General features: G+C 37.8%; 19 protein-coding genes. 17 read left to right on the top strand and 2 right to left on the bottom strand.

Annotation, left to right across the window (positions count from 1 at the left end; all coding sequences use genetic code 11):
- Nucleotides 1–27: 27 nt before the first annotated feature.
- The 5 genes from J0871_RS15850 (at nucleotide 28) to ligA (ending at nucleotide 4941) form a co-directional block, all read left to right on the top strand.
- Nucleotides 28–513 (top strand): GNAT family N-acetyltransferase, encoded by a 486-nt coding sequence (locus J0871_RS15850; protein WP_208226198.1) that lies wholly within the window; start codon nucleotides 28–30, stop codon nucleotides 511–513.
- Nucleotides 514–751: 238 nt separating this feature from the next.
- On the top strand, nucleotides 752–1597 hold the full coding sequence (gene prmC / locus J0871_RS15845) for a peptide chain release factor N(5)-glutamine methyltransferase (protein WP_208226197.1): 846 nt from the start codon (nucleotides 752–754) through the stop codon (nucleotides 1595–1597).
- Nucleotides 1598–1640: 43 nt separating this feature from the next.
- The gene (locus J0871_RS15840; protein WP_346014351.1) at nucleotides 1641–2252 is read left to right on the top strand and encodes a TIGR00730 family Rossman fold protein; all 612 of its coding nucleotides are present in this window, start codon (nucleotides 1641–1643) and stop codon (nucleotides 2250–2252) included.
- Between the two features lie 11 nt (nucleotides 2253–2263).
- Nucleotides 2264–2932: a VOC family protein gene (locus J0871_RS15835; protein ID WP_208226196.1), complete on the top strand. Its 669-nt coding sequence runs from the start codon at nucleotides 2264–2266 to the stop codon at nucleotides 2930–2932.
- A 14-nt stretch (nucleotides 2933–2946) separates the two neighbouring features.
- Nucleotides 2947–4941: an NAD-dependent DNA ligase LigA gene (ligA, locus tag J0871_RS15830; protein WP_208226195.1), complete on the top strand. Its 1995-nt coding sequence runs from the start codon at nucleotides 2947–2949 to the stop codon at nucleotides 4939–4941.
- A 320-nt stretch (nucleotides 4942–5261) separates the two neighbouring features.
- On the opposite strand, the gene J0871_RS15825 is transcribed toward ligA, so the two are convergent.
- A complete protein-coding gene (locus tag J0871_RS15825; RefSeq protein WP_208226194.1) occupies nucleotides 5262–6170 on the bottom strand; it encodes a metallophosphatase in 909 nt (302 codons plus the stop codon).
- Between the two features lie 3 nt (nucleotides 6171–6173).
- Complete coding sequence (locus J0871_RS15820; protein ID WP_208226193.1) at nucleotides 6174–6932, bottom strand: 5'-nucleotidase; 759 nt, start codon at nucleotides 6930–6932, stop codon at nucleotides 6174–6176.
- Between the two features lie 343 nt (nucleotides 6933–7275).
- On the opposite strand from J0871_RS15820, the gene J0871_RS15815 reads away from it, so the two are divergent.
- The 12 genes from J0871_RS15815 (at nucleotide 7276) to J0871_RS15760 (ending at nucleotide 20229) form a co-directional block, all read left to right on the top strand.
- Nucleotides 7276–7974 carry a hypothetical protein gene (locus tag J0871_RS15815; RefSeq protein ID WP_208226192.1) on the top strand — a complete coding sequence of 233 codons (699 nt, stop codon included), beginning with the start codon at nucleotides 7276–7278 and terminating at the stop codon, nucleotides 7972–7974.
- 200 nt (nucleotides 7975–8174) lie between these two features.
- Entirely contained in the window at nucleotides 8175–9053 is an 879-nt protein-coding gene (dapA, locus tag J0871_RS15810) for a 4-hydroxy-tetrahydrodipicolinate synthase (RefSeq protein ID WP_208226191.1), read from the top strand.
- A gap of 285 nt (nucleotides 9054–9338) precedes the next feature.
- Entirely contained in the window at nucleotides 9339–10166 is an 828-nt protein-coding gene (bamD, locus tag J0871_RS15805; RefSeq protein ID WP_232228858.1) for an outer membrane protein assembly factor BamD, read from the top strand.
- A gap of 13 nt (nucleotides 10167–10179) precedes the next feature.
- Complete coding sequence (locus tag J0871_RS15800) at nucleotides 10180–10515, top strand: DNA-directed RNA polymerase subunit omega (protein WP_075327552.1); 336 nt, start codon at nucleotides 10180–10182, stop codon at nucleotides 10513–10515.
- 5 nt (nucleotides 10516–10520) lie between these two features.
- Nucleotides 10521–11726, top strand: a complete 1206-nt coding sequence (coaBC, locus tag J0871_RS15795) for a bifunctional phosphopantothenoylcysteine decarboxylase/phosphopantothenate--cysteine ligase CoaBC (protein ID WP_208226190.1) — start codon at nucleotides 10521–10523, stop codon at nucleotides 11724–11726.
- Nucleotides 11719–12606, top strand: coding sequence for a DUF4835 family protein (locus J0871_RS15790; RefSeq protein ID WP_208226189.1), 888 nt, complete (start codon nucleotides 11719–11721; stop codon nucleotides 12604–12606). The genes coaBC and J0871_RS15790 overlap by 8 nt, the downstream gene beginning before the upstream one ends.
- 354 nt (nucleotides 12607–12960) lie before the next feature.
- Nucleotides 12961–14613, top strand: coding sequence for a DNA repair protein RecN (recN, locus tag J0871_RS15785; RefSeq protein ID WP_075327549.1), 1653 nt, complete (start codon nucleotides 12961–12963; stop codon nucleotides 14611–14613).
- A 153-nt stretch (nucleotides 14614–14766) separates the two neighbouring features.
- Nucleotides 14767–15594 (top strand): SDR family oxidoreductase, encoded by an 828-nt coding sequence (locus J0871_RS15780; RefSeq protein WP_208226188.1) that lies wholly within the window; start codon nucleotides 14767–14769, stop codon nucleotides 15592–15594.
- A 452-nt stretch (nucleotides 15595–16046) separates the two neighbouring features.
- A complete protein-coding gene (locus tag J0871_RS15775) occupies nucleotides 16047–17054 on the top strand; it encodes a glycosyltransferase (RefSeq protein ID WP_208226187.1) in 1008 nt (335 codons plus the stop codon).
- Complete coding sequence (locus J0871_RS15770; protein ID WP_208226186.1) at nucleotides 17047–18003, top strand: CdaR family protein; 957 nt, start codon at nucleotides 17047–17049, stop codon at nucleotides 18001–18003. The genes J0871_RS15775 and J0871_RS15770 overlap by 8 nt, the downstream gene beginning before the upstream one ends.
- Complete coding sequence (coaE, locus tag J0871_RS15765) at nucleotides 18000–18590, top strand: dephospho-CoA kinase (protein WP_208226185.1); 591 nt, start codon at nucleotides 18000–18002, stop codon at nucleotides 18588–18590. Before J0871_RS15770 ends, coaE begins: the two co-directional genes overlap by 4 nt.
- Before the next feature lie 67 nt (nucleotides 18591–18657).
- A complete protein-coding gene (locus J0871_RS15760; RefSeq protein WP_093303682.1) occupies nucleotides 18658–20229 on the top strand; it encodes a HAMP domain-containing sensor histidine kinase in 1572 nt (523 codons plus the stop codon).
- Nucleotides 20230–20231 lie beyond the last annotated feature (2 nt).

The raw sequence follows: 20231 nt of genomic DNA, 5'->3' as shown, positions 1-20231 counted from the left end.
CCTCTAAAATAGGATTATTTACCAAGAATGAGCACGTTAAAAATACGGGAAATTCAACCCGAAGACAATCAACAAGTTGCCGAAGTTGTAAGAAAGGTTTTGGTAGAAATGGGCGTTCCAAAAGTAGGAACCGCCTATGAAGACAAGGCGCTGGACGATATGTATGCAACTTACCAGCACCCGCGAATGAATTATTTTGTGGTGGAAGAGGGAGGAAAGATAATTGGTGGCGCTGGTATTGCTCCATTAATTGGACTCGAAGAAAAAATATGCGAACTGCAAAAAATGTATTTTCTGCCGGAAGCCCGTGGCAAAGGTCTGGGTGCCCAAATGATGGATACCTGTCTTAAGTTCGCCAAATCCCAGAATTTTGAACAATGTTATATTGAAACCCTTCCTTATATGGAAAGCGCCCGGAAACTCTACGCACGAAGTGGCTTCAAATCTTTAGAAAAACCCCTTGGAGACACCGGCCATTATAATTGTACGATGTGGATGATTAGGGATGTTTGAGAAGTAGGAGTAAAGAGTGAAGAGTGAAGAGTGAGGAGTCTTTTTTACGTTATCGCGAGACAGGGACGAACGCGGCTTTTTAATCAAGAGAAGAGTAGAGAGAAGAGAAAAAAGATTTAAGAAACAAGATCAGGAGATAAGAATCAGGAATTTGGATTTTCCTCAAACTGAAAACTCACAACTGATAACCGATAACCCAAAACTGAGAACCGAGAACTCACAACCGACAACCGAAATAATGAAACTAAAAGCCCAAAAAGAAATATTCACTAAATCGCTGGAAAATGAATATCCTGTGGAAGAAGTGAATTCTTTTTTCTTTATGCTAACAGAAGCTTTTTTCAAGATCAATAGGTTAAATCTTGCTTTAAACCCTGAGCTTGAAATTGATAAAAGTCAGGTTGAAAAACTAGAGTCAGCCTTAGCGCGTTTAAAAAACCACGAACCCATTCAGCATATTATTGGGGAAACAGAGTTTTTCGGATTGACTTTTAAGGTCGATAAAAATGTATTAGTACCAAGACCGGAAACAGAAGAATTGGTTGAATGGATTTTAGAAGACTTTTTCGAAGAGGAATCTGGGCGAATCCTGGATATTGGGACGGGGAGTGGTTGCATTGCTATTAGCCTGGCGAAAAATCTTCCGGAAGCTCAAATTTCGGCTATAGATATTTCTGAAAAAGCCTTGCAAATCGCAAAAATCAATGCAGAAATTAACCAGGCTAAGATTAATTTTATTTCAGAAGATATTTTAAGAACTGAAACTCTAACCGGAAATTGGGATGTGATTGTCTCTAATCCGCCCTACGTGCGAGAGCTGGAGAAAAAGGAAATGCACCGAAATGTTTTAGAATACGATCCACCTACTGCATTATATGTAAAAGACGAAAATCCTTTAATTTTCTATGAGAAAATCACGAAATTGGCTAAAACCGCTTTAAACCCAGACGGGAAACTCTATTTTGAGATCAACCAATACCTGGCGGAAGAAACCGAAAAGATGATGCAGAAACAAGGCTTTAAAACCGAATTGCGAAAAGATCTTTTTGGGAATTTCAGAATGCTAAAAGGAGAACTGCGTTAATATTAAAGTTTTAGAACCCTGTAGGTGAAAATTTCATAAACTAATAATTTTGGAAAACAACATTAAAAACCAACTTAAAAGCATTGCCGTTTTTTGTGCAAGCAGCGAAGGCAACGATGAGAAAATTTTCTCAGAATCTTATCGTCTGGGAAAAGTTTTAGCTCAAAAGAATATTAAATTGGTATTTGGTGGAAGTAAACTTGGCTTAATGGGGCAGGTTGCTGCCGGGACCCTTCAAAACGGAGGAGAAGTTATTGGGGTGATTCCAGATTTTTTAAAAACCAAAGAAGTGGTTCATACCGGTTTAACCGAATTGATCACTACCAAAGATATGCACGAGCGAAAGCTTAAAATGCACGAATTAAGCGATGGATTTATTGCCCTGCCAGGCGGATTCGGAACTTTTGAAGAGCTTTTTGAAATCGTAACCTGGGGCCAATTAGGGCTGCATCAAAATCCTATTGGATTATTAAATATTAATGGGTTTTACGACGATCTTATCGCGATGCTTAAAACCATGGTAAGAAAAGGTTTGCTTAGGAAAGAAAATTTTGATCTATTGCTTATTGGGGAAGATATAGAGGAATTGCTGGAAAAAATGTATAATTTTAAACCTATGCCGGTTCCCAAATGGATAAATAAAGACCAGACCTAAATTAAAACATTATGAAAATCCATAAACTTCAAATATATAGCGATAATTTAAAAGAGCAATTGCGTTTTTATCGGGATACCTTAAATCTAAAGATCACCGATAATAGCGATGATTATTTTGAAGTTGAAACCGGGTATTCTACCATAAAATTTCAGCAAAAAGAAAACGCAACAGCTTACCATATCGCATTTCATATTCCCGATAGGCAGCATAAAGAAGCCCTGGAATGGGTAAAAGAACGGGTTCCGGTTTTGGAAGGCAATGGGCAGGAAATTGTAGATTTTATGGCCTGGAATGCTAAATCTTTGTACTTCTATGACGAAGATAAAAATATCATAGAATTTATCTCCCGTGAGAGTTTCAGTAAACCGGAATCGGCATTGTTTTCAGAAAAAAGTGTTTTGGGAATTAGTGAGGTAGGTCTGGTAACAGAGAACATTCAGGAGAAATTCGACTTTTTAAGCACCAACTTTGAATTGGAAAAATATGATAGCGATTTTGAGCATTTTTGTGCGGTAGGTGATGACGAAGGTTTGCTCATTACCATAAACCAAAAACTTAAAGATTGGTTTCCTACAGATGATAAAGCCTATAAATCTGAATTTAAAATTGAATTTACGCACCAGGGAAAAAAGCATTCCCTTGTTTTTGAAAACGATCAACTAAAAGCCCAGCAATAACTTACCAGCCTTTTATGAATACCGAAGAAAAGATCAAGCAGTTACGCGAAGAATTACACCGACATAATTATTTGTATTATATAGAGGATAAGCCCGAGATCAGCGATTACGATTTTGATATGAAGTTGAAAGAATTGCAGGAGCTGGAAGAAAAAAATCCTGAATTTGATGACCCTAATTCTCCCACGCGCCGTGTAGGTGGAGCGATAACTAAAAATTTTGAGACTGTAGTTCACGATTATAGAATGTACTCCCTATCCAATTCCTACTCTAAAGAAGAGCTGGAAGACTGGGAAAAGCGAATCGAGAAATCTATTGGAGGTAAAGTACAGTATGTTTGCGAATTAAAATACGATGGCGCTTCTATTAGTCTGACTTATGAAGATGGTAAATTAAAACGTGCGGTTACCCGTGGGGATGGGTTCCAGGGAGATGATGTGACCAATAATATAAAAACCATTAGATCTGTACCTTTAAAGCTGAAGGGCGAATTTCCGCAGAAATTTGATATTCGGGGTGAAATAGTGTTGCCTTATGAAGGTTTTGCAAAAATGAATGCCGAAAGGGTAGAAGCCGGGGAAGAACCTTATGCAAATCCTAGAAATACAGCTTCCGGAAGTTTAAAACTCCAGGATAGTGCTGAGGTCGCCAAAAGACCTCTTGATTGCTTGCTGTATAGTTTGGTGGCCGATAGTTTGCCGGTGAAATCACAATTTGAAGGCTTGGAAAAAGCCAGGGATTGGGGCTTTAAAGTTCCACCTGAAGCCGAGTTAAAAGATAGTATTGCTGAAGTTCTCGATTATGTAAATTATTGGGACCAGCACCGCCACGATTTGCCTTATGAAACCGATGGGGTAGTGGTAAAAGTAAATAGTTTTGATCAGCAGGATGAATTAGGTTATACAGCGAAATCTCCGCGCTGGGCAATGGCTTATAAATTTAAGGCCGAACAGGAGAGCACCAAATTAAATAAGATCACCTACCAGGTTGGAAGAACCGGGGCGATCACGCCGGTAGCAAATCTTGAACCGGTGCAATTGGCCGGAACCACGGTAAAACGTGCGTCTTTACACAATGCCGATCAGATTGAGAAACTGGATGTAAGGGAAGGAGATACCGTTTTTGTAGAAAAAGGCGGAGAAATTATTCCGAAAATTGTTGGGGTTGATTTCACCAAAAGGGATCCGGAAACTCCCGAAACTAAATATGCCGAAACTTGTCCCGTATGCGACAGCGAATTAATTAGAAAAGAAGGCGAAGCACAACATTACTGCCCTAATTATAATGGTTGTCCGCCGCAAATTATAGGGAGAATTCAACATTTTATTTCTCGAAAAGCGATGGATATAGAAGGCCTGGGTGGGGAAACCGTTGCTTTATTGGTTAATGCAAATTTAATTACTAATTATGCCGATCTCTATACCCTGAAAAAAGAAAATGTTCTTCCATTGGAACGAATGGCAGAGAAATCGGCAGAAAACCTTATTAATGGAATTGAAAAATCTAAAGAAATTCCTTTTGAGCGGGTTTTATTTGCCCTTGGGATAAGATATGTGGGCGAAACCGTAGCTAAAAAACTCGCAAAACATTATAAAAATATAGATGCTTTGGCTTCTGCTTCAACCGAAGATCTTACAGCGGTTGATGAAATTGGAGAGCGTATAGCCGAAAGTGTAACCGATTTCTTTGCTTCCGAAGAAAACAGGGAGATCGTGCAGCGTTTAAAAGACTATGGACTTCAATTGGAAATTGCTACTGAAGAACTGGAAAACCAAAGCAATATACTTGATGGTAATACTTTTGTGATTTCCGGAGTTTTTGAAAAAGTTTCCAGGAATGAACTTAAGAAAATGATAGAAGATAACGGCGGGAAAGTTTCCGGCTCGATTTCAGGAAAAACCGATTATTTGGTTGCAGGCGAAAATATGGGGCCCAGTAAACTGGCAAAGGCCGAAAAACTGGGAACTAAAATTGTGAGCGAAGACGAATTCCTTAAAATGCTTGATTAAATTTTTTATTGGTTTACTGCATTAATAACTTATAGTTTGGCGGCCTACCGAAAATTTATCGTCAAATTTAAAGCGAATACACCGTGAAATTTTAGGCTGTTTGAGCTCTATGGTTATTTCTTTCTAACTAATTTATTCAGGCGAGTTCCTAAAATTTAGGTGTCGAGCGATAAATTTAGATAAAGTTTCGTAAGCCTAGATTTTTTTGGTTCGTTTTTTCATCAATGGAAAAAATGAACACGAGGAATAATAATTATAAGGTTGAGGTTTTATAGAATTATGAGAAAAACTTTCTTTATAGAGGTTTAAACTTTCAAAATTTAAACCTCAATCTTGACTCCGTTAGCTTCAATATTATTTTTATCATCTAAATAAAAATCAATTCTTCCCAGATAAAGTCCATAACAACCCACCTGGTTTACTAAAACCTTTTTACCGGCTTTGTTGGTTTCCACAGTTGGTTTATCCAAAAAAGTATGGGTGTGGCCGCCAATTATGAGATCTATATTTTCGGTGGTTTGCGCTAGTTTAATATCAGAAATCTTATCGCTGCTGTATTTATAGCCTAAATGTGAAAGGCAAATTACGAGATCACAATTCTTTTCTTCTTTTAGAATTCGACTTTGATCCTGCGCAATTTCTACCGGATCAAGGTATTTTGTTTCTTTATAAAGACTATCGTTCACCAGGCCCTGCAATTCAATTCCCAAACCAAAAATTCCAATTTTCACGCCATTTTTAGTGAAAATTTTATGATCGTGGGTATGGCCATCCATCACCGTATTACTGAAATCGTAATTAGAAGAAATAAAATCGAATTCGGCATGCGGAAGTTGCGCATATAAGCCATCTATCCCATTATCAAAATCGTGGTTTCCTATGGTAGCTGCATCGTATTTCATTTTACTCATCAGCTTAAACTCCAGTTCGCCTCCATAGAAATTAAAGTAAGGCGTCCCCTGAAAAATATCCCCGGCGTCTAATAATAATGTATTGGGATTTTCATTTTTAATCTGCTGAATTAAAGTCGCTCGCCTGGCAACACCTCCCATATTAGGATTCCTGGAATCATCAGGGCCAAAAGGTTCTATATGGCTATGAACATCATTGGTGTGTAAAATGGTAATGTGCTTTTTATAATTAGGTTTAAAAGAAAGTGAACTTAAGCCACCAATTCCTATAAAAGCGGTTGCTGCCGAGGTTTGTTGTATAAAATTTCTTCTTTTCATTTCTTACTTTCTTATAAATCTATTGTCTTTCTCGACCCTTAAAGTATCTACCTTTTTAAAATAATCTATAATGGCATTGCGCAGTTTATAGTCTACTTTATATAATTGGATTGGCTCTTTAAAAAAGTTCATATTATCACCGCCTTGCTGTAAATAATCTGAAGTAGCTACAAAATAGGTTTTATCTTCATCAATATCTTCACCGTTAATTTTTGCGCTGATAACTTTATAATCCTGATCCATTTCAATATGGATACCGCTAACGGGATGAGCGGTTTTTGCACGTTCCAGGTAAGTAAGCATTTCCTTAATTTTTTTCCCAGAAAGTTCTGCTACCACAATTTCATTTTCAAAAGGCATTAGGGCGTAAGCACTTCGGGTAGAAATATTTCCTTTGTTGAGGCCAGCTCTAATTCCGCCGTGATTTAGCAAAACCATATCTATTTCATTTCCGGTTCTGCTTTTAAAAATGGGGTTGGCCTGTTCTATTACCAAATCGGCCATTAAGTTTCCAATTGCGGTGTTGAGGTCGCCGTCACTTTTCACCATATCATTTGGATTGTAGGCTAAGGTGCTATCTAGCGTTTTATTGAGATGCTCTTTAAACGGTGCTACAAATTCATCAATTTCGGGATCGGGTTCAATATTTTCATCTATAGCAATTCGTTGCCCTTTAATTTCGGAAGGTTTAACCTCATTCCCTTTACAACTTAATAGAATTGCTGAGAGAAGCAGGAATAAACTTAATCTGGTTTTTTTCATTCGTATATAATTTTTACCCTTTTTTATGAATTTGAAGATAATTATTTATCAATTTCTGGGATTGGGAAATAGGCCGGTTATATCTCATCTTTAAAAATTCAAAGATAAATAGATTATCCGGGTCAAACTTAACTGTTCAACTCTAAAGCCCGGAATATTTTTATAAAACGACTCTTGAAATTGAATCAGCGAATTTTCTGTTAAAAAAATAAAGGTATTTCAGCGAAATAATTAATCCTTTTGTCGAAAAATGGGTTAAAATTTCTAAAAATAGCAATGCTTTACTCAAATGGACATTATTGATAACATGAATTTTATATTTTCGGTCCGCAATTGAATGAAAATGAGTCTTTTTCAGTACATTTTAATTTTACTCGTTCCGCTTCTGGCTATAAATTTATATGCTGCGATTGCTGAAGCCGATTGGTTAATGCAGGCCACACAGCTTATTTTTGTGCCCGGCCTTGCCGGTATTTATATTAAGCATAAAAAGAATATGAGTTTGAATGCTATACTCTTTTTTATCTTTTTTTTTCTGGCTCAAATTAATGGCTTCATATTTAATACTAATAACTTAACTCTTATTTCCTTCTTCTTTTATATTATAGCCTATTTTGGTTTAAGCAGGGAAGCTTTGCAGAATACCCAACTGGAAACTGCCAGTAAAACCATACTGGTTTATTTTTTTCTATTAATAGCCATAAATGCTTATTTGCTATTTACCCACGTGCTGGAACTTAAACAATATATGAGTGATGAACTTGAATTTGGTATTTATATAGCTTATTACGGCGTCTTACTGGTAATGGGCATTATTTCCCTCATTTATTATTTGAATTCTTACTCAAAAAAATCAATTTATTTTATCACACTGGTTCTTACTTTTATTTTTTCAAATGTGTTTAGGGATTCCGCTTATTTTTATATGAAAGATTCTGCTATTTTAATAACCGGTAATTTGTTGTGGTATAACGGCTTAATCTTTAGTTTGCTGTTTTTTCTAACTCCAGAGAGAAAGCTGCGTTTATTGAATCTTCTCTAAAAAGCGAAAGCTTATTCCTGTTTATTTTTTAACAGAAAAAACAAAGCTGTTAAATATGTGCTTTTCTTTGAATACAAAAGCAGATTTTAGTCCTTGAAATTGGCGAAATCTATACATTTGTCGCCCGAAAATTTTGCATTTTTCAGTTTAAAGTCGAAATCCCGCAAATCTTTTCGATTATCATAAAAAATTAAACAGCAATGAACTCATTTATTGGTACCGGTGTGGCTTTGATAACTCCTTTTAAGGAAGATTTATCTGTAGATGTGCAAGCACTGGAAAACCTGGTAGAAAACCAGATTGAAAATGGAATAGATTACCTGGTGGTTTTAGGAACTACCGCCGAAAGCGCCAGTCTTAATAAAGAAGAAAAACAGCTTGTAATAGATACAGTTGTAAAAAAGAATAATAAACGTTTGCCTCTGGTATTGGGAATGGGAGGCAATAATACATACGCCCTTTGCGAAGAACTCAAAGCTGAAAATCTTTCTGGCTTTGAAGCTATCCTTTCGGTTTCTCCTTTTTACAATAAGCCAACCCAGGAAGGCATTTATCAGCATTTTAAGGCTGTGGCTGCCGCTTCCCCGTTGCCAATAATTCTTTATAATGTACCAGGAAGAACTGCGTCTAATATCCTACCGGAAACAATAAACCGCATTGCCCGGGATTTTAGCAATGTAATTGGCGTAAAAGAAGCTGCCGGCGATATGGTCCAGGCAATGAAATTAATAAGCCTGGTACCCAAAGATTTCCTGGTAATTTCTGGAGACGATATGCTTACCCTGCCTATGGTTTTAGCCGGCGGAAAAGGAGTGATTTCGGTAATAGCACAGGGATTCCCGGTTGAATTCTCTAAAATGGTTTCGCTAGGTTTAGAAGGGAAACCTGCTGAAGCTTACGAACTTCATTATAAATTACAGCGCTCTATAGACTTGATTTTTGCTGAAGGAAATCCTGCAGGAATTAAAGCTTTACTTGCTCTAAAACAAAGTATTCAGAACAACCTGAGATTACCGCTGGTGAAAGCCACACCAGCACTTCAGCAGCAAATTGAAGATTTTTTGAAGAATTTTAGCTAAAATTATTAATTACAAGGTCTAAAAAGTTTTAAATATCGTCATCCTGTTCCGAAGCTTCAGGATTATTTCAGGAGCTAATAAATTGCTAGTCGATTTATGTTAGAAGCTGAAACCAGTTCAGCTTGACGATAGAAAAATTTCTTAGACCTTTTATTTTTTCAGCAAAAGCCTTAGATTATCTTACTTTCAGGATAATAAGAAGGCACATTTTGAGTTATCTAAGCCTGCAACACAAAGTTTTTTTTATACTGAAGAAAAATGTACTTTTGCCAGATGTTTTTACAAATGATGAAGAAAGCAATTTTATTAGTAACAGTTTTAATTTTAACTGTATCCTGTGGGGAGTATCAAACCTTACTAAAAAGTGATGATGCCGGCGCAAAGTATACCTATGCTGAAGAGCTGTACAATGAAGCCCAGGAAGAAAATAGCAATAAAAAATATCGTAAGGCCCTTAGGTTGTTTGAGCAAATTGTTCCACAATATCGCGGGAAGCCTCAAGGTGAGAAACTCAGTTATTTATTTGCCAACACCTACTACCAGTTAGGGGATTTTTACCTTTCTTCATACGAGTTTGAGCGTTTTCAACAATCTTATCCCAATAGTGATAAGGTAGAAGAAGCAGCTTTTAAAAAGGCGAGAAGTTTCTACGAGCTTTCTCCAAGATACGATCTAGATCAAACCGATACGCATAAAGCAATTGCAGAACTTCAGGCTTATTTAAACACTTATCCTGAAGGCGAGCACGCCGAAGAAGCCAACGATATGGCTGCTGAATTACGTATAAAACTGGAAAAAAAGGAATATGAAATTGCCAAGCAATATCATCTAACAGGAGAGGCCAGAGCCGGTAATTACCAGGCGGCAATTACTTCTTTTACTAATTTCCTTTCTAATAATCCCGGGTCTCCTTTTAGAGAAGACGCCCATTATTACAGGTTTGATTCTGCTTACCAATTGGCAGTAAATAGTTTTAGAGATTTAATGCAGGAAAGACTGCAACAAGCCCTGGAATATTCCCAGGAGTATAAAAAATATTACCCTGAAGGTGAATATTCTGAAGCCATAGAAGCTTCAACCGAAGACATAAAATCACGCTTACAAAATTTTTAATAGTAGAAGAAAGATGGATATTAAAAAGACAGACGCACCAATTAACACAATTACCTTCGATAAGAACAAGGTAGACGAGCCAACTAATAATATATACGAGGCTATTTCTGTAGTTGCAAAAAGAGCAAACCAAATAAATTCTGAGATCAAAAAAGAATTGTTGGAAAAGCTTGATGAATTTGCGACTTATAACGATAGTCTTGACGAGATTTTTGAAAATAAAGAGCAAATTGAGGTTTCTAAGTTTTACGAAAAACTTCCAAAACCACACGCGCTTGCTATCCAGGAATGGTTAGACGGTAAGATCTATTACCGGAATACTAAAGATTCTGAAGAAGCAGAAGCTTAATTAAGATGTCTGTACTAAAAGGCAAAAAAGTGCTTTTGGGCATAAGTGGTGGTATTGCCGCTTACAAATCTGCATTTTTAGTACGATTATTTATTAAAGCCGGTGCGCAGGTAAAAGTTGTGATGACGCCGGCTGCAAAAGAATTTGTTACACCGCTTACGCTTTCAACACTTTCAAAAAACGAGGTGTTTTCTTCTTTTACCGAAGATGATGAGGATGAGCAATGGAACAATCACGTAGAACTCGGCCTTTGGGCCGATTTTATGGTTTTGGCCCCTGCCACAGCCAATACCTTATCTAAAATGGCTACGGGCAATAGTGACAACTTTTTGCTCGCAACCTATCTTTCAGCTAAATGTCCGGTATTCTTTGCACCTGCAATGGATTTGGATATGTATAAGCACCCTTCCACAAAAAAGAGTTTCGAGAGCCTTAAGTCGTATGGAAATATTATGATTCCCGCAGGAACGGGTGAACTTGCCAGTGGTTTAAAAGGCGAAGGGAGAATGGCAGAACCCGAAGAGATTATCGAATTTTTGGAAACATATTTTTCTGAAAATTTACCCCTACAGGGAAAGAAAATTTTAATTACCGCCGGGCCAACTTACGAAGCCATAGATCCGGTTCGTTTTATCGGCAACCATTCCAGTGGAAAAATGGGCTTTGAACTTGCTAAAAAAGCCGCTGAACTTGGAGCTGAGGTGATCCTTATTTCCGGACCTACGCATTTAGAAATTGATGATTCAAAAATCAATTTAATTAGAGTGGTTAGCGCTCGTGAAATGTATTTAGCTGCACATGATTACTTTGAAAGTGTAAATGTTGCTATTGCTGCTGCTGCGGTTTCAGATTATAAGCCAAAGATAGTAGCGGCTAAAAAAATTAAAAAGGCTGAAGAAAACCTAAGTCTTGAACTCACCAAAACCCAGGATATTCTTCTTTCGCTGGGTAAAAAGAAAACCCATCAAAAATTGATAGGCTTTGCTTTAGAAACCAATAACGAATTGGAGCACGCCCGGGAAAAACTGGCAAAGAAAAATCTGGATTTTATTGTGCTTAATTCTTTAAACGATGCCGGAGCTGGCTTTAAAAAGGATACCAATAAAATTACTTTGGTCTATAAAGATTCAGAAAAACCTTTTGATTTAAAAACCAAGGCTGAGGTTGCAACCGATATTTTAAACGAAATTGTACATTTGTTAGATGCGTAAATTGCTATTTCTTATTCTTTTAGTTGCCGGGATGCCTTTTGCGGCCGCCCAGGAACTCAACTGTGAAATAGTGATTAATACCGAGCAAACCGGGCAAAGCAATCTTTCGGTTTTTAGAACTTTAGAGAGTTCGTTGCGGGAGTTTGTGAATCAAACCTCCTGGACTAATAAAGAATTTGAACCGGGAGAGCGCATTAACTGCAGTATGTTTATCACCATAAATGAGTTTGAAGGTGAATCTTTCAGCGGCACTATCCAGGTGCAGTCTTCCAGGCCGGTTTACGGCTCTAATATGGTGAGCCCAATTTTAAATTTTAACGATTCTCAATTCAGCTTTAATTATCGGGAATATCAGCCATTAAATTATAGTCAGAACTCATTTTCCAATAACCTGGTTTCAGTAGTTTCATTTTATGTTTACACCATTTTGGGAATGGATGCCGATACTTTTTCTCCTGAAGGTGGAACCGATTATTACCAGGAAGCTAATCGAATTGTAAATACCGCGCAGCAAAGTGGCAGAACCGGTTGGAGTGGAGCCGACGGGCAAACGTCAAGGTTCCGCTTAAATGCAGATTTGCTTTCTAATATGTTTACAGAATACCGTACCGCTTTGTATAACTATCATCGCCGTGGGTTGGATGTAATGCATAAAGATCCTGAAGCCGGGAAAATTGCCATTGCCGATGCACTGGAAAGTTTAACTACAATGAATTCCAGGAGGGCAAATTCTTTATTGCTTAGAAGTTTTTTTGATGCCAAGGCCGATGAGGTAACCCAGATCTTTAGCGACGGCCCCGAAATTAACCGCCCCGGTTTAAGTCAAACACTAAGTGGCCTGGCGCCCCGTTATTCCCGAAACTGGAGAAATATTCAGTAAAGAATTTTTACTTAATAATCGCGGTTTAAAAGTTGAATATCCGTAAACAGTCATACTTTAAAATTTAGACGTCACCCTGAACTGGTTTCAGAGCCTGCTCCGATTTCTATCGGAGGTCTAAATTGAATGGTAGGTACTATTCGTGTTAGATGCTGAAACAAGTTCAGCATGACGATTTTTTCATAAATTCACTTCTATGAGGGAAACCGGATATACATTTGAAAAGTATTATTTCTTTAGCAAACGTCTGTATAATCAAATTTTTCCCTTTTGATATAACTTCCGGGTTTACCCAAAGTTTATTGTTGATTGGGAAAAATTTCTCCCGTATATTTAGCCCAAATTTAGTACACTTTGCTCACAGCTCTATCTATAAAAAATTACGCCTTAATTGAGGATATAAATATCAAACTTCAGGAAGGCTTTACCATAATTACAGGTGAAACGGGTGCCGGTAAGTCTATTATGCTAGGCGCACTTGGGCTCCTTTTAGGTAACCGCGCCGATTACGGAAGTATTCGTGATACTGATAAGAAATGCGTGATAGAAGGTTCCTTCAATATTTCCAATTACAGGCTAAAAGATTTCTTTATCACTGAAGACCTGGATTATGAAGAAAATACCATTATTAGGCGTGAAATTCTGGCTTCAGGGAAATCCCGGGCTTTTGTAAACGATACGCCGGTAAAACTGACTTCTCTTAATAAGCTTGGGGAATATTTAATTGATATTCATAGTCAGCACGAGACTTTGAGTCTCGGAAATAACGATTACCAGTTTCAGGTAATTGATACCATTGCTAATAGTGAAACTTTGCTGTTAGAGTATAAAACCGAATTAAAAGCTTATAAAAAGCTACAAAAGCGACTGGTAGAATTAAAAGAAGAACAGGCACAGGCCACAAAAGAATACGATTATAATTTATTTTTACTGAATGAGCTTGAAGAAGCGCGTTTGGTAAACGGGATGCAGGAAGAACTGGAAACCCGTTACGAAGAATTGAGCAATGTTGAAGAACTTACCGAAAACCTAAGTGCAGCTTTAAATTTACTGGAGCAGGAAGAAATTGGAAGTTTAGACAGCTTAAAACAGGCTCGTGCCTCGCTGGCCAGGATTGCCAATTTATCTGCTAACTATGAAGCTTTGCATCAGCGTATTGAAAGTGTAATTATTGAATTAGACGATCTTTCTTCAGAAGTAAGTGATGCGTTAGATAGGGTAGAGGCCAACCCTGAAGAGCTGGAAGCCACCAATCAAAAGCTTCAGCTAATTTATAATTTACAGAAAAAACATTCCGCAGAAAATATTGCCGAATTACTGAAGATCAAAGATGAACTTCAGGAAAAAGTTTCGGTAAGTGAAAATGCCGAAAATGCACTTTCAGAATTGGAGAACGCCATTGTAAAACAGGAAACCAAATTGGGAGCTGTGGCTGCAAAACTCCACGAAAAACGAAAAGCAATAGTACCGACTTTTATCAAAGAAGCCGAAAGTTTACTGGCCGATCTTGGGATGCCAAACGCCCGTTTAAAAATTGAATTAAAAAAAGCTGCGAATTTTCTAGCCAACGGACAGGATGAATTATTTTGGTATTTGGCAGCGAATAAAGGCGGCGATTTTAAAGAGATTAAAAAAGCAGCTTCTGGCGGGGAACTTTCCAGGATTATGCTAGCGGTTAAAAGTATTCTCGCGGCACAAAGTAAACTTCCAACCATTATTTTTGATGAAATTGATACGGGAGTTTCAGGAGATATTGCGCAAAAAATGGCCGGTATTTTACAACGAATGGGGAATGCCATGCAGGTAATTGCTATTACCCACCTACCGCAAATTGCCGGGAAAGGAAACAGTCATTTTAAGATTTTTAAAGAAGATTCTGCTAACGCCACTACTACCAAGATAGAAGAATTAAAAGGCAGCGAGCGTGTAGAAGAACTGGCAATGATGCTTGGCGGTAAAAATATTGGAGATTCGGCGCGGGCTCACGCACGTGCACTCCTGGATTAAAACTATGGCCTGAAAGTAATTTTGCTATCTTTACCCGATAATCGGGATTTAAAAAATTTCGGGCGGGCCCCGGAATATAAATTTTATATCCAAATCGCTTTGTGAGCTTGCTCCGGGCTGATTTATACTAACAAAACGAAAAAATTTATCACTATGTCATACAACCTGTTAAAAGGAAAAAAAGGAATTATTTTTGGCGCATTAGACGAGAATTCTATCGCCTGGAAAACCGCTGAGCGTGTTAAGGAAGAAGGCGGAGAATTTGTGCTTACCAATGCTCCAATTGCGTTAAGAATGGGAACTCTTAAAGAGCTGGCCGAGAAAACCGGTTCAGAGATTATTTCTGCTGATGCTACTAAAATTGAAGACCTGGAAAACCTGGTTGAAAAATCTATGGAGATCCTTGGCGGAAAAATAGATTTCGTGCTTCACGCTATCGGGATGTCGGTAAATGTTAGAAAGGGGAATCATTATACGGAGCAGAATTACGATTTCACCCAAAAAGGCTGGGATATCTCTGCGGTTTCTTTTCATAAAACTATGCAGGTGCTTTACAAAAAAGAAGCGATGAATGAGTGGGGAAGTATTGTTGCGCTTAGCTATATGGCTGCCCAGCGCGTATTTCCCGATTATAATGATATGGCCGATAATAAGGCGTTTTTAGAATCTATTGCGCGTAGTTTTGGTTATTTCTTTGGGAAAGATCATAAAGTTAGAGTAAATACTATTTCACAATCGCCAACCCCAACTACTGCAGGACAGGGAGTAAAAGGATTTGACGGCTTTATTGCGTACGCTGATAAAATGTCGCCGCTTGGTAATGCAACCGCATTAGAATGCGCCGATTACACGGTAAGTTTATTCTCAGATCTAACTAAAAAAGTTACGCTTCAAAACCTTTTCCACGATGGTGGTTTTGCCAATATGGGCGTAAGCCAGGAAGTTATGGAGTCTTTTATTAAAGGACAGGAGGAGAAGTAAAAAAATGAGTTTAGCGTGACGTTTTGGTTTCACGTCATGCTGAATTTATTTCAGCATCAAAAAGGAACAGAATTTCATTCAACCTAGATTCTGAAACGAGTTCAGAATGACGTTTTGTTGTAAATCGATTTACGATTTCACGTTATGCTGAACTTGTTTCAGACTTTATCCCGAATTTATTTCGGGAATCTAACATGATTTGAATCTATGTTCATCTTAGATCCTGAAATAATCCCGACGCTTCGGGACAGGATGACGTAGTGGTTTGATGAAATATAATCTAGGTGACGTTCAAGGAAAATTAGTTTTTCACGTCATGCTGAACTCGTTTCAGCATATAATATGAATTCAACTTGTACTTAACTGATATCCTGAAAACAATCCCGACGCTTCGGGACAGGATGACGTATTAAAGAAATTGATAACTAAAAGCTCAAAAACCTCTACCAGCTATGACCCTGGAATATTCCTTTATAATTCCTGTATATAACCGCCCCGGGGAGGTGAGGGAGTTGTTAGAGAGTATGCTCAAACTTAAGTTTGATCGGGATTTTGAAATTGTGCTTGTAGAAGATGGTTCCAGTATTTCTTCTGGAGGTATTGCAACCGAGTTCCAGCAACAACTCAACATTAGTTACCACTACAAAAAGAATACAGGCCCCGGAGATTCCCGGAATTTTGGGATGCGAAAAGCCAAAGGCAATTACTTTCTTATCCTGGATTCTGATGTTTTATTACCTGAAAATTATCTGCAGGAAGTAGATAAATTCCTTCAGCAGGATTACTGCGATTGTTTTGGCGGGCCAGATGCTTCTCATCCTTCATTCAGCAAGATTCAGAAAGCCATAGATTATTCCATGACCTCTTTTCTTACCACTGGTGGGATTCGAGGTAAAAAGTCGGCGGTAAATGATTTTCAGCCCAGGAGTTTTAATATGGGGATTTCAAAAAAAGCCTTTGAAGCTTCCGGCGGATTCGGGAAAATTCATCCCGGCGAAGATCCCGATCTTTCGCTTCGGCTTAAAAAAATGGGTTATAAATTATGTTTAATTCCAGATGCGGTAGTGTTTCATAAACGCCGCATAGACTGGTCTAAATTCTATACCCAGGTTCAAAAATTTGGGATGGTACGGCCTATTCTCAATAAATGGCATCCAGGGTCGGGGAAAATCACCTATTGGTTTCCCGCGGTTTTTAGTTTAGGCTTTTTATTCGCTATTTTGCTTTTAAAACTGGGAATTTGGTGGTTATTTCTTTTATATGTACTATATTTTGTGATTATTGCCACAGATGCCGCTATTAAAAATAAAAGTTTAGGAATTGGTTTCCTGGCGGTTTATGCCACTTTGGTACAATTTTTTGGATATGGTTATGGCTTTATAAAATCCCTCTGGCATATTCATATTTTAAAACAGGACCCGGAACACGAATTCCCGAATTTATTCTTTAAAAATGTTTAAAAACATAAGATTTAAAAGAATTTCTATAAAAAAATCCAGCTTAAAAAGCTTCGGGTTTTTCTTGCTGTTTTCTTCACTTATTTGGTTTTTTGTTCAAATTTCTAAAGAATATACGCAAGTAATAGATATTCCGGTTTCTTATGAAAATGTACCTTTAGATAAAACCCTATCTAAAGAACGGCCAGATAATTTACAATTAAGAATTCAGGATAAAGGTTTTGCCATTTGGTACTACCAGATCTTTAAACCCAGGGTGGAATTAGATCTTGGCAAAGCCACAGAAGAAGATGGCGAGCTGGTTTATAATTTTGAAGCCAACCGCGAAGTTTTGGAAGAGCAGGTGAATATCAATTTTGAAAAAGCCCGTTTTATCCAGGAAAGCCTTTCGGTAGAATTTCAACCTAAAAAGAATAAATGGGTAAATGTTACGCCACGTATAGATCTTAATTACGCGGTAGGTTATTCGGCAGGGGAGCCGGTAAGCCTGCAACCCGATTCGGTACAGGTAAGCGGCCCCGAAAATATTATTGATACCCTTCAAAATTTAAATACGGTTTATTTAAAGATCAACAACATTAATACTAATGTTTCCGGCAGGGTGAAAATTGATACTACCAACCTGGGAATGTTGAGTTTTTATAATACCGAGGTTACCTATAGCCAGGAGGTAGAGAAGTTTACCGAAGGCAGCGTAAAAGTGCCGGTAGAAATTCTTAATAAGCCCGAAGACACCAATATTGCTATTTTTCCGAAAGAAGTTTTGGTGTATTACCAGGTGAATTTAAAGCAATACGAAATGGTGAAAGCCGAAAATTTTAGGGTGGTTTGCGATTTTAACGATATAGACGATGGCGACGATTTTATTATCGCTAGGATTGCAGAAGCGCCTTTAATGGTAAGAAATCTTCGGCTTAACGAGCGTAAAATTCAATTTGTTATAAAACGATGATGGTAGTGGGACTCACCGGCGGTATTGGCAGCGGGAAAACTACCGTGGCCGGCTTTTTTAAAGAAAAAGGCATTCCGGTTTATATTGCCGACGATGCCGGGAAACGCCTCCTGGAAACTTCAGCAGAGATAAGGGAAAAAGTTACCGCGCTTATTGGTAAAGAAGCTTATTCTGGCCAAACGCCCAATCGCAAACATATCGCTTCCGTAGTATTTAATGAATCTGATAAACTGGAAGCACTTAACGCTATAATTCACCCAGCCGTAGCCAAAGATTTTGAAAGCTGGAAAAACGAGCAGAATTCGGTTTATGTAATTTATGAAGCAGCAATTTTGTTTGAAGCCGGCGGTTATAAAAAATGCGATATAAATATTTTAGTTACTGCTGATAAAGCAGAAAAAATAAAAAGATTACAACAACGCGATAATAGTTCCCTGGAAGAAATTAAAGCCAGGATGGCCAAACAATGGAGTGACGACCAAAAGAAAAAACTGGCCGATTTTGAAATAGAGAATCACGATTTATCCCTTACCAAATCGCGGGTTGACGAATTACATCAGATTATCTTAAAACGAGGTAAAAATTAGCAGAAGTTTTGTTAACATTTGGTTAAACGCTTGAAGCACTAAATGTTAAAATCTTACTTTTGGCAGCATGAATAAAAAGCTTTTTTTACTTCTCGTTATCTTAATGAGCCTTTCCCTTATCGGTATTATTTTTGTGCAGGGATACTGGATTAAGAGTACCGTAGACGACAAAGAAGCGCAGTTTACCTACGATGTGAAACAGGTACTCCTAAGAGTGGTTAACGAAATTGAAAACCAGGAAATTGAAGATTACTGGATGAAATTTAAAGATGCCGACAGCACAAATAGTCGGTTGCAGGCCGCCACGATTACCGAATATTCCTACGTAAACGAAAACAAATTAAGAAACCAAACCCTCTTTCATTCAGATGCTATTCTGGAAGAAGATTATAAGGTTTCTTCAGGCTTTATAGAATCGGCCCGCGATAGTATTCCCTTCACCAAGCTCATCAATAAAAAGGTGACCAGTATTGTGAATAACCGTAATAATATAGACGGTAGCGGCCTAAGCTCTCAACAGCAAATTGAGCGTATTATTCGTATGGACGAGTATGAGAAGAATTTGCTTAAAGAATATATTGCCGAGCATACCAGCAGGCTTCCGCTGCACCAAAGAGTGAACGAAGCTACTATAGAAAGGCTTTTAGCCCAGGAATTGAGCAACCGCGACATCAATTCAGAATTTGAATATGGTGTTTACAGCAATAGTATTTCTACAAATCTGCACAGCGATAATTTTTCGCTAAGCCATCCCGCCACCTACGGGGTTCCGCTTTTTGCAGACGATATGGGAAATAGCAATTACCAGTTGCTGGTTAATTTTACCGAAAAGAAAAAAGTAGTGCTTTCATCTATAACATTAATGGCTGCACTTTCTATAATTTTTACCCTTATTATCGTGATCGCTTATTCCAGCGCATTATCACAATTGATAAAGCAACGGCAAATTTCACAGATAAAGACCGATTTTATAAATAATATGACGCACGAATTTAAAACGCCTATTGCCACCATAAACCTGGCTTTAGACGCTATTAAAAACCCTAAGATTAGCAGCGACGAAGAAAAGAAAAAGCGCTATCTTAAAATGATTCGTGATGAAAATAGAAGAATGCACGCCCAGGTAGAAAACGTTTTACGAATTTCTAAACTGGATAAAAATGAGCTGGACCTTAAAAAAGAAAGGCTTCAGCTTAATGAGATTGTAGAAGATGCCATTAACCACATAGAATTAATTGTAGAAGATCGTGGCGGTTATATACAAACGCATTTTGGGGCCCTGCGCTCTTCAATTTTGGCCAATCAGGATCATTTTACCAATGTGATAATAAACATACTGGACAATGCCGTAAAATACTCTCCAGAGACGCCTAAGATTGATATTTATACTGAAAATGTAAAGAACTACATCATCCTTAAAATTCGCGACCAGGGAGCGGGAATGTCTAAGTTGGTGCAAAAGAAAATATTTGAAAAGTTTTATCGTGAACATACCGGAGATATCCATAACGTGAAAGGTCACGGTTTAGGTTTAGCCTATGCCAAAAGAATTATTGAAGATCACCATGGGCAGGTATCGGTAGAAAGCGAAAAAGGAAAAGGAAGCACATTTATAATTAAATTACCTCTAATATCTTAAAT

Source organism: Salegentibacter sp. BDJ18, from assembly GCF_017579965.1.
Classification (GTDB): domain Bacteria; phylum Bacteroidota; class Bacteroidia; order Flavobacteriales; family Flavobacteriaceae; genus Salegentibacter.
Note: the sequence above shows the minus strand (reverse complement) of the source record. Positions and strands in the feature narration are given on the sequence as shown.